We start from the raw sequence: 9,423 nt of genomic DNA, 5'->3' as shown, positions 1-9,423 counted from the left end.
AGTGGTTTAAGGCAACGGTCTTGAAAACCGTCGTGGGTGGAAGCCCACCGTGGGTTCGAATCCCACCCTGTCCGCCAAATGGCTGTTTCAAGCCGTTCCATAAAGTTCCAAAAACATCAAAAAACCAATATTTTATAGGACTTTCTTCATTGCATGTCGTTGCTTGACGTTTTGTATTATTTCGCCTAGCGTGAGGGAGTAAATGAGGGAGCAGATTTTATGGGCTATTTGTCCGCATCATTTGTCCGGTCCGCAAAAAAGCCCGGACGCTATTCCGATGGCGATGGATTGTATCTCCTTGTCGGTCCCACGGGGTCGCGGTCATGGGTTTGCCGTGTCCAGCGACGCGGGAAGCGGCGTGATTTTGGATTGGGCAGTGAAACCCTGATTTCCTTGGCCGAGGCCCGCAAACGCTGCCTTGAAGTGCGGACGCAGGTCGAGGCCGGGCTTGATCCAATTCGCGAACGAATCAAAAATCAGGACATCCCCACATTCCGCGATGCCGCAGCAAAGGTTTTTGCCGAAAATCAGAAGACATGGCGCAATGCCAAGCACCGCGCGCAGTGGATGACCACTTTGACGACCTACGCCTTCCCTGCCATCGGCGACATCACAATGGATGTGTTGGACGGCCCCGATGTGCGCGACGTGCTCGTCGCCATCTGGTTGGAAAAGCCGGAAACCGCGCGCCGCGTTCGTCAGCGCATCGTAAGCGTAGTTGATTGGGCGGTGGCCAAAGGCTATCGCGAAAATGGCTTGCCAATGCCCGCGATAAATAAATCACTGCCCAAGGCAAAAGCCAAAGTGAAGCATCACGCAGCCCTTCCCTATGACGATGTGCCGCAATTTATCTCCAGCCTGCACAATATGGACACCATCGGCAGTCTTGCGCTGGAACTGTTGATCTTGAGTGCAACGCGCTCGGGTGAGGTTCGCGGAGCCACATGGGCTGAAATTGATCTGGAGAAACAGCTCTGGACCATTCCAGAAGCCCGGATGAAGGGCGGCGTTGAGCATGCCATTCCTTTGTCAGCCGCAATGATCGACGCGCTAGAAAGGGCGCGGGAGTTCAAGACGGTGTACAGCGACATGATTTTTCCGGGGCGTGACCGCAGGCGGTTCTTATCCGATATGACGCTTACCAAGATTTGCCGCGACATGAAGGTCAATGCCGTTCCCCATGGGTTCCGGTCGAGTTTTCGGGACTGGGCCGCCGAAGAAACCAATTTTGATGGCATGGTCGCCGAAATGGCTTTGGCCCATAGCATCGAGAACAAAGTTGAAGCCGCCTATCGTCGTGGAAATTTGCTAGAAAAGCGCCGCCTGTTGATGGAAGCATGGGGCAATTATTGCACGGATAGGGACACCAATATCGTGCAGTTGGCGACCGCCACGAGGTAGTATGGGCAAGGGGCAAATTTCGCAGCGCTTTAGGGCTTGTGAAAACAATATGAGGACAGGGTGTTGACAAATGTAAACAAGCAAGTACATAGGGCTTCGCAGGTTGGCTAGACCCAGCCATCCTGACAAGCATATTGAGCACGCCGTGGCCTATGCGGAACTCAGTGGCTGGAGCTTTAAACTCTCAAATGGTCATGCATGGGGACGGCTGTTGTGTGCTCTCCATGACCGTGAAGGATGTCAGATCAGTGTGTGGTCAACGCCGAAAAACGCGCAAAACCATGCCAAAGCTATCATCAGGGCAGTAGATCGTTGCCCTCATATCGATAAGGAGGTTTGAAATGAAAACATTTGAATTCAGTATTATAGCCTCTGGATTTGATAGTGGTTCGAACTACGAAGACGCCCTGTTTGAGGCCGGATGCGATGACGCAACGCTTAGCTTTCAAAAAGGTGTGTTGATTGCCGAGTTTGACCGCGAAGCCGTGTCATTCTCCAGCGCCGTTGCATCGGCCTGCCTTGCAGTGAAGACATCGGGCTGGAAGGTTGAGCGGGTTGAGCCAGATCATTTGGTCAGCCTGAGCGAAATCGCCGAGCGGTCCAAATTGAGCAGGCAGGCTATCTCCCTTTATATTAAAGGAGAGCGATTGGCCGGCTTCCCCTCACCCGCCGCTAAAATCACTTCGAAGCACCCCTTATGGGATTGGCAGGAGGTTGCAGACTGGCTTTACCAGCAGAACCATATCGACAAGGAAGAAGTGGTTAGGGCCAGAATTGTCAAAGAGGCCAACACCTATATCGAATCGCATGATGTGGCCCAGGACGGATTTCTGCGCAGATTGGAACTCTGCGAAGCGGCGTGATCGTCGCGCTTGCATGAAAGCCCTGATTCATCCATTTTCCCAATGAGGTAGGATTTATGGATAGTTTCCTGAACATCGCTTTGAAAGCAATGCGCCGACAGTCGGCGGGCTATGATACGCGGCAAGTGCAACGAGAACTGGACCAATTTGCAAAGCCTTGGCGCATAGTTTTTGCGCTCTGGTTTGCTGCGATATTGTTCGGCCTCTGTGTGATTGCGTCATCCATACTCACCGGTTCGGTCATATTGTTCGGTATTGGAATCCTAGCGCTCTTATGCGCTGTCCCGATGCCCTATCTATTACAGCATCACTTTCTCCAAAACCTCGGATGGCACGTCGTTCCGGTTTCGCTGCGACCACTGGTAACCGAGTTGGAATCATTCGCGCGCGGTGCAATGGAAGCCTTTCGTTCAAACGGAGACATTGTTGAACGCCAATTATTCCGAAGCTCGATTGCGATCCTGCTGTTTTCAGAAAACAGATTTGACCGCTTTATGGTCATGTTGAACCCGATACGGTCCTATTCTACCCTTTTAAAAGCGGCGCAACCGGACGAGATTGCCGACACATCAACCGGCCAAATACAGCAAGCGGGCGCGCGGCATCCGGCTAAAGCAGCAGAGATTGTTCAGGCCGCGCCTAATGGGGATCCAACACGTCCCCGGCATTGGCTAGCCGAAATCGACTCGAAGTCTCTCCAGTTCCGCTTGGATGGGCTGGCTTCGAAATGGGCAACTAATGCTGTGGATGGCTGGACCTATGTTTATAGGCAGGCGCATGACTACTTTAATCAACACCCACACAATCCGGTGGACCAGTGCATTGCTGACATACTGGATAGGAAGAAGCATCCTGCTATTGCGAAATTCGCATGGCTCCCCAGCGATGACACTTTGAAAAAGGCTTTGAGCCGAGAGCGGCCTAAGGCTTATCAAGAGTACCGCCAGCATTTGGAAGGCAAGATCGATCTTACGGATTTTGGGCATCAGGATCAAATCCCGTTGGGTATTTAGCACCGCTTAAAAACCCGAGGTCCCGTCATCGGCTGCGATACCCGCAAAATACCCGGATAATCACCGAGTAACCAGATTGCGCAGCTTTGAACCACCATTAGCTCTGAATGCCTTCATTCAATGAAAGGCATAGCCATGAAACAAGAAGTTCAAGTCAGTCCAAAATCCCTGCCAACCGGAGGTTTGCTGACGATTTCGGATGTTCTATTTATCACCGGCTTTAAAAGCCGCGTGACGATCTACCGCTACGTGAAGAGCAAGACATTTCCTCCACCATGCGTCGTGAACGGCAAATCCATCCGCTGGCGGCAGGATGACGTGCAGCAATGGGTCAACGCCCTTCCCTTTGAACAACATTGAAATCGCATTTCTCAATTGAACAGCGGAGAGCACCATGTCCGAATTCAATCGCATATTTAACAGCGAGAATTTTCAGCAGAAACTTACACTCCTCAATATCGAGGCCCATATCCGGCGTTTGAATATTTATATAAAAGCCAATTGGCTTGGATTGTCTGCGGTCGAAGCTTGCGCGCTTTTGCAATCGCTTCGTCAGGCTTGCGATGATGTCATCGCCGATTGGCTTCCAACGCCTGCCCAATTCGTTCCGACCAAGCCTATAAAAGTCTCTCCCGACCGCGCAAAAGCCGATGGAGAGGACATCGCCGCGGTGCGCGATTGGGCCGCTGCGCATATTGTAAAAGCGAGTCCCGATAATGACCTTTGAATATCAGGTTTTGAAGGCTCAAATGGGCTTCGAAACTTCGTTTCGAAGAGAAGTAAGTCTGACACACCGTACGCCGTCAGCTGACGGCCATGATGCGCAGATTTCAGCCTTTTGTATGCGGCATACCATATCCGCAATGCGTGCGTGCTATATGGTATGCCCACATACCATAGTGCAATATACGGCAGATTTCGGTGGCTTTCAGCGTTGCCGCACAGTGCAGGATGTGTCGCACATTGCGGCCTGCGCCATGGCAAGATTTTTCCCAGTTGGAGGGCTGCCATGCCGCGTCATCCACTAACTGTGTATCTCGATCAACCGCAGCTTCTAGCCATCGAAAAGCAAGCGCGCGCTGCGGGCATGGCCAAGAGCGCGTGGGCCGGAAAGGCTTTGGTCCGGGCACTTGGCGAGCACGGGTCAGAGTCTGCGTTGCTTCTGGAACAGACTTTGAAAGTTAGGGCGACGCTGGAAGAGCTGGTCGCTGCCCATCCCCAAAAGGAGGTCATCCGCAAAAAGACTGAACTTCGCATCGAACGCTATCTCGCCAAGGCGAGAGAGGCGGTAAGCGCATGACCGAGACCGTCCAGTTTCGGATCCAGCTTCCTGTCGGTTTGCGCGACATGTTCAAGACGCTGTGCCTGCGCAGTAATGTCACAATGACCGATGAGGTGGTCAGCTTGATCGAGAACGATGTTGCCGGTGCAGGCAAAACCCCTTCCCCACCCCAGCCAAAGATTGCAACGCTCAACGACGACCGGCTGATCGGACGCGTAATCGATGCCTGCGACCGCTTGGGCGATACTGCTGCATCGCTAGGACAAAATCTTGACCGTTCGCTCGATGACTTTGGCACCAAGCTGCTTCGCTCGATCCCCAAGCCGCAGACATCAAACCAAATTGCCAGCGCCCGGCAGCGTGCTGCTCAAGAGGACCAGCAACGCCTCAGCCACATGCTGGCGACAGCAGAAGCACTCAACAACGAAATTGTCAGGACCGTGGAGTCAGCGCAAAAGCGGATGACGGGCGCAATCGAGACCAAGCACACTATGCGGCAGATGTTAGGGTTGGGAACTGCAGTCGGTGTTGTGCTCATTGTCATGTTGCTGTGGCTGATTGCAGGCACCTCCCCTGCCCGCCTACTTGCTGTTGCTCTGACCGGTGCAGAGACTAATTGGCAAGCAGCTAAGATCGTTGCAGGAAATGGTAGCCCGCTGCGCGCAGACTTGATGCAAGAAACCACAGCGTTGCTGCGCGATGCAGAATTTGAAAAAAGCTACGGCACCTGCATAAATCGTGCGAAAACGGCTAAGCATAATTTCCGCTGCACGGTCCGATTCACCCGGCTTGTCGTGGTTGAATGAGCGATGGTCGTCTCGATCGGAGCGATCGGTTCAGCTAGCGGTGCTGCGGAATACTACGCTGCCGATAATTATTATCTTGGCGATGATGCAGAAGAGCAACTTAGCGAATGGGGCGGCGATGCCGCTTCGCGATTAGGGTTGTCCGGGCCGGTCGAGCCCGAGCAATTCGAGGAGTTACTGAAAGGCTATTTGCCCGGCGGCGGCGTGGTTTCAAACAATGCAGGCGATCACCGGCCCGGTCTCGACCTGACCTTCTCTGCGCCGAAGTCAGTCTCATTGCTAGCGCTGGTTGGAAAAGACGAACGCATCGCACCTGCCCATTTGGCTGCGGTCAAGTCAACGCTTGGCTGGGTTGAGCAGCGCTTGGCTGAAGCGCGCGTATCGGGCGATGGCCCCCGGGCCGTCCAAACCGGTAATCTTGCTTATGCGCTGTTCCAGCACGATGTCAGCCGTAAACAAGACCCGCAGCTGCATGTTCATGCCGTGATCTTAAATGCAACGCAGCGCCCCGATGGGCAGTGGCGCGCGGTACATAACGACAAGCTCTACTCGGAAAACACGCTGATTGGCGCGGTCTATCACGCTGAACTTCGCAGCCTTATGCAAAAGCTCGGCTATCAGACTGAAATCACTGGCAAGCATGGGAGCTTCGAAGTGCGCGGGATCGACCGCGATGTCCTTGCTGAATGGAGCACAAGGCGCACGGATATTCTGGCGAAAGCCAGTGAACTGGACATCAAGACACCGCAAGGCATGCGGGCGGTTGCCGAACGTACCCGCGATGCCAAGGAAACCATCGAGCCGTCGCAAGTCGCAGCGCATTGGCAGCAACAAGCCCTCGAAAGCGGGCTGGACCTATCGCCGCTTATAGTTGCAGCGCGCGAAGCAATCCGACCTCGCGGGTTTATTGAGCAGGTCAAAGCCTGGGGCCAAGCGTTGGTCGATAAGGTAACGCATTATTTTGGCCCCAAGCCCGAACCGCTGATGGCTGGTGCCGAGCTCACGACGCGCGCAGCCCCTCTGGCTGCCGCTTATGCCGTAACCGCAGGTGTGCGCCATCTTGCCGAACGTGAAGCAACGTTTGAGCCGTTTGGTCTGCTTCGTGCGGCCCTCAACATAGCCGAACACGGCGCAACGGTGCGCGAGGTCGAAGCACGGATCGACCGGCTCGTGGAAACCCGCGTCTTGTTAACCGGCGCGATCAAGGGCCGCGAACTGATGACCACCCGCGATATCTTCAAAACCGAAACCGAGATGGTCGCGCGAGTGCAAGCAGGCTTCGACGCTACCTCACCACCATTGAATGCCCAAGTCGCCCAGGCCGGTCTAGTCAACGCAAGCGAGGCAGCAGGTATCAACCTTTCTATGGAGCAAAGTTCTGCTGCCCTTTCGATCCTGTCGGGCACCAACAGCATCCAACTTATCCAGGGCGACGCCGGTGCTGGCAAGAGCACGATCTTTGCGGTTGTGCGTGACGTTGCCAATAGTAACGGCATCGATGTCGTTGCGGCGACACCCCAGAACAAGCTGGCGGGTCAGTTGCGCGATACGACCGGCATGGACGTACGATCTGTCGAAGGGCTGCTGTCAAAGTACGTAGGCGCAACAGGCAAGCCGACCTCGACGGGCATCGACAATGCCCGCGCCGAACTTGGCGGGAAGATATTGATCGTTGACGAAGCTTCGATGGTCTCTCACCGGCAAATGGTCGGACTGTTGCAGCTGGCGGAGCGCAGCGGTCTTGCCAAGCTGGTGCTGGTCGGCGATATAAAGCAGATCAATCCAGTCGAAGCCGGGCGGCCATTTGCGCTGTTTCAGCGCCAGCAAGCTCCTACCGAGTATTTGAGCGAGAACAGGCGGCAGCAAAACCCCGAGTTGCGGGCAGCAGTAAGCGCGCTTAAAGTAGGCGATGTTCGCGGTGCGCTCGATCATCTGGGCGAGCGGGTAAAAGAAAGTCGCGATCCAGCAAAGGCAGCGGCACAGCAATGGTTAAAACTGTCTGGTGCCGAACGCGATCAAACCGCCCTGCTCACCTCAGGCCATAAATTGCGCAAAGAATTGCTCGATCATGTACGCGCCGGTCTGATCGCTGAAGGCAAACTCGTCGCAAGTGGCCTAACCTTGCAGACTTTCGAAAATCTCAATATGACCACCCAGCAGTTGAAGCAGCTGTCGAGCTATGCACCAGGGCAGCTTCTAGAGGTGTACCGGCATCAGTCGAGCATCGATCTGGTGCCCGGACACTATGAAGTGCGCGGGATCGACCCTGACAGCCGCCAGGTCGAAGTTACTCGGGATGGGACGCGGCAGAGGTTCGATCCCGCCCATCTCTCCAGCAATGCCAGAGGTTTGGCCCTAAAAGTGCCATCTGAAATTGAGGTGCGTGAAGGCGACCGTTTGATCTGGACCACCAATGACAAAGCTAACGGTATCACAAATGGCTCGGCGGTTGATGTGCTGAAGCTTGGCGAAAACGGCCTGACGGTCGGCAATGACAAAGGCGAGTGGAGCATGCAGGCAGGTGACCCCATGAGCCAAAGCCTCGCTCACGGGCGAGTCCTCAATATGCATCGCGTTCAGGGCATGACCTACGACCGAACGATCTCGGTGATCGACAGCAATGACCGGCTGCTAAACAGTAAGAGTCTCTTCTACGTTATGAACAGCCGGGCGCGCGAGGACAGTGCACTTCATCTCGACAGCAAGGACACCGTGGCGCGCAGCATCGAAAGCCACCGAGGTGCAACGCCCAATGCAATGGATATCTCCCCCGAACTGAAGCTTGGTGGCGATACCAGCCCATCAAGACAAAGCGGCATCGACAGACTGCTCGGCGCATCGCTCGAACGCGCTGCCATCAAGATATCGCGGCTGGTAAAGGATAGCAATCAGGTCGTCAGCCGTGATAGCGGCATTAAAACGCCCGAACTAAAGATACCCGTTTCATCCCCGGCAAAGACCTATGATTTTGATATGGACATGTGAACGGTTGTGCTGGCAACATTACTAATGCTGAGAATATTTGAGGTTCAGTGCAAGAGCCGACCAGCCTAATCGCCACCATTTTCTTGATTTTGAATGCTTCACTTTTACTCGGGCTATTTCCAGACATTGCTGCTGATTAACTAAACACCGTCTGCATTTTGCTTCGATGCCTTTCGGACATTATGCCGACTGCCGCCGAACGCCCTAGAAACACGCCTTGCCAATTTGACATTTTCTTCTGAATTAATGCGCATGCCCCAATGATTGATCGCGGTGTAGCAGAGTCAATCGGTCGGGTTCGAGCAATAGAATGCTGCCTTGTGTGGCTGCGCGATACTTACTGCGACCAGATTTTGCGAATTGAGCCCCTTTAGTAGCCACCAGATTCCCGCACCTCCTATTTCAGCAATCTGCTAAATATCAACCCGCTGACTTAGAGATATCGACATCAGGAATAACACAGTGAGGTTTAACGGACGAAGGTTAGATCGAACTGGATAACGACATCCAGGAATGATCCGGGGAAAGTCGGTCAGCCAACGGGCCTTTTAATGCCACAGATTTTCCAGGTCCTGTCGTTTAATAATATAAACACCGTCCGATCGACGCTTGGCAGCACGTGTTGCTTCGTTGGCCTATGCCGATAGTCTCGCTCTCAGCGGCATTCGCGATAAGCAGCGGGTCGTTCATGCATCGCTTTAACGGCAGCTAAGTTGGACGATGGCGACAGTCCGCTATCGGCGCGATATTCTTGGTTAGCGGAAGTTTGTTCATCGGCTGAATGTAAGGCAGCTTTCCGATAAATATGGTATTAAACCTGCCATTCCGGACACGACAACATTGCGGACATCTTGCAGACTGTGCCATTTCGGGTCGATCAGCCGCCAACGAACGACCCCGTGCGACGCCGGTATCGGACCGGATTCCAACATCTCTACGTCCGGCGTGCTTTGAGCGCCTCAGACGTCTCAGTGCGATGTGTCGGTTGCTTCCGGTAGGGCTTCGGGCTTGATCTTAAGGCGGATTTCTTCACTGCGGAAGCCCAGTGCCATAGGACGCGTAACGCCCGGCAG

The 9,423-nt window shown here is 54.1% G+C and carries 8 protein-coding genes; all 8 read left to right on the top strand.

Going from position 1 to position 9,423, the window contains the following annotated elements:
* The first annotated feature begins 219 nt into the window (after positions 1-219).
* The 8 genes from HEQ34_RS13600 (at position 220) to mobF (ending at position 8,350) form a co-directional block, all read left to right on the top strand.
* Positions 220-1,401, top strand: coding sequence for a site-specific integrase (locus HEQ34_RS13600; protein ID WP_296201394.1), 1,182 nt, complete (start codon positions 220-222; stop codon positions 1,399-1,401).
* A 341-nt stretch (positions 1,402-1,742) separates the two neighbouring features.
* The gene (locus tag HEQ34_RS13595; protein ID WP_296201393.1) at positions 1,743-2,264 is read left to right on the top strand and encodes a hypothetical protein; all 522 of its coding nucleotides are present in this window, start codon (positions 1,743-1,745) and stop codon (positions 2,262-2,264) included.
* A 287-nt stretch (positions 2,265-2,551) separates the two neighbouring features.
* Positions 2,552-3,277: a hypothetical protein gene (locus HEQ34_RS13590; RefSeq protein WP_296201392.1), complete on the top strand. Its 726-nt coding sequence runs from the start codon at positions 2,552-2,554 to the stop codon at positions 3,275-3,277.
* A 120-nt stretch (positions 3,278-3,397) separates the two neighbouring features.
* A complete protein-coding gene (locus tag HEQ34_RS13585) occupies positions 3,398-3,637 on the top strand; it encodes an AlpA family transcriptional regulator (protein ID WP_296201391.1) in 240 nt (79 codons plus the stop codon).
* Positions 3,638-3,671: 34 nt separating this feature from the next.
* On the top strand, positions 3,672-4,004 hold the full coding sequence (locus HEQ34_RS13580) for a hypothetical protein (RefSeq protein ID WP_296201390.1): 333 nt from the start codon (positions 3,672-3,674) through the stop codon (positions 4,002-4,004).
* A 282-nt stretch (positions 4,005-4,286) separates the two neighbouring features.
* Positions 4,287-4,577, top strand: a complete 291-nt coding sequence (locus HEQ34_RS13575) for a hypothetical protein (RefSeq protein WP_296201389.1) — start codon at positions 4,287-4,289, stop codon at positions 4,575-4,577.
* Positions 4,574-5,365, top strand: coding sequence for a hypothetical protein (locus HEQ34_RS13570; RefSeq protein WP_296201387.1), 792 nt, complete (start codon positions 4,574-4,576; stop codon positions 5,363-5,365). Before HEQ34_RS13575 ends, HEQ34_RS13570 begins: the two co-directional genes overlap by 4 nt.
* Before the next feature lie 3 nt (positions 5,366-5,368).
* Positions 5,369-8,350: a MobF family relaxase gene (gene mobF, locus HEQ34_RS13565; RefSeq protein WP_296201386.1), complete on the top strand. Its 2,982-nt coding sequence runs from the start codon at positions 5,369-5,371 to the stop codon at positions 8,348-8,350.
* Positions 8,351-9,423 lie beyond the last annotated feature (1,073 nt).

Source organism: Sphingorhabdus sp. (assembly GCF_023910635.1).
Classification (GTDB): Bacteria; Pseudomonadota; Alphaproteobacteria; order Sphingomonadales; family Sphingomonadaceae; genus Sphingorhabdus_B.
Note: the sequence above shows the minus strand (reverse complement) of the source record. Positions and strands in the feature narration are given on the sequence as shown.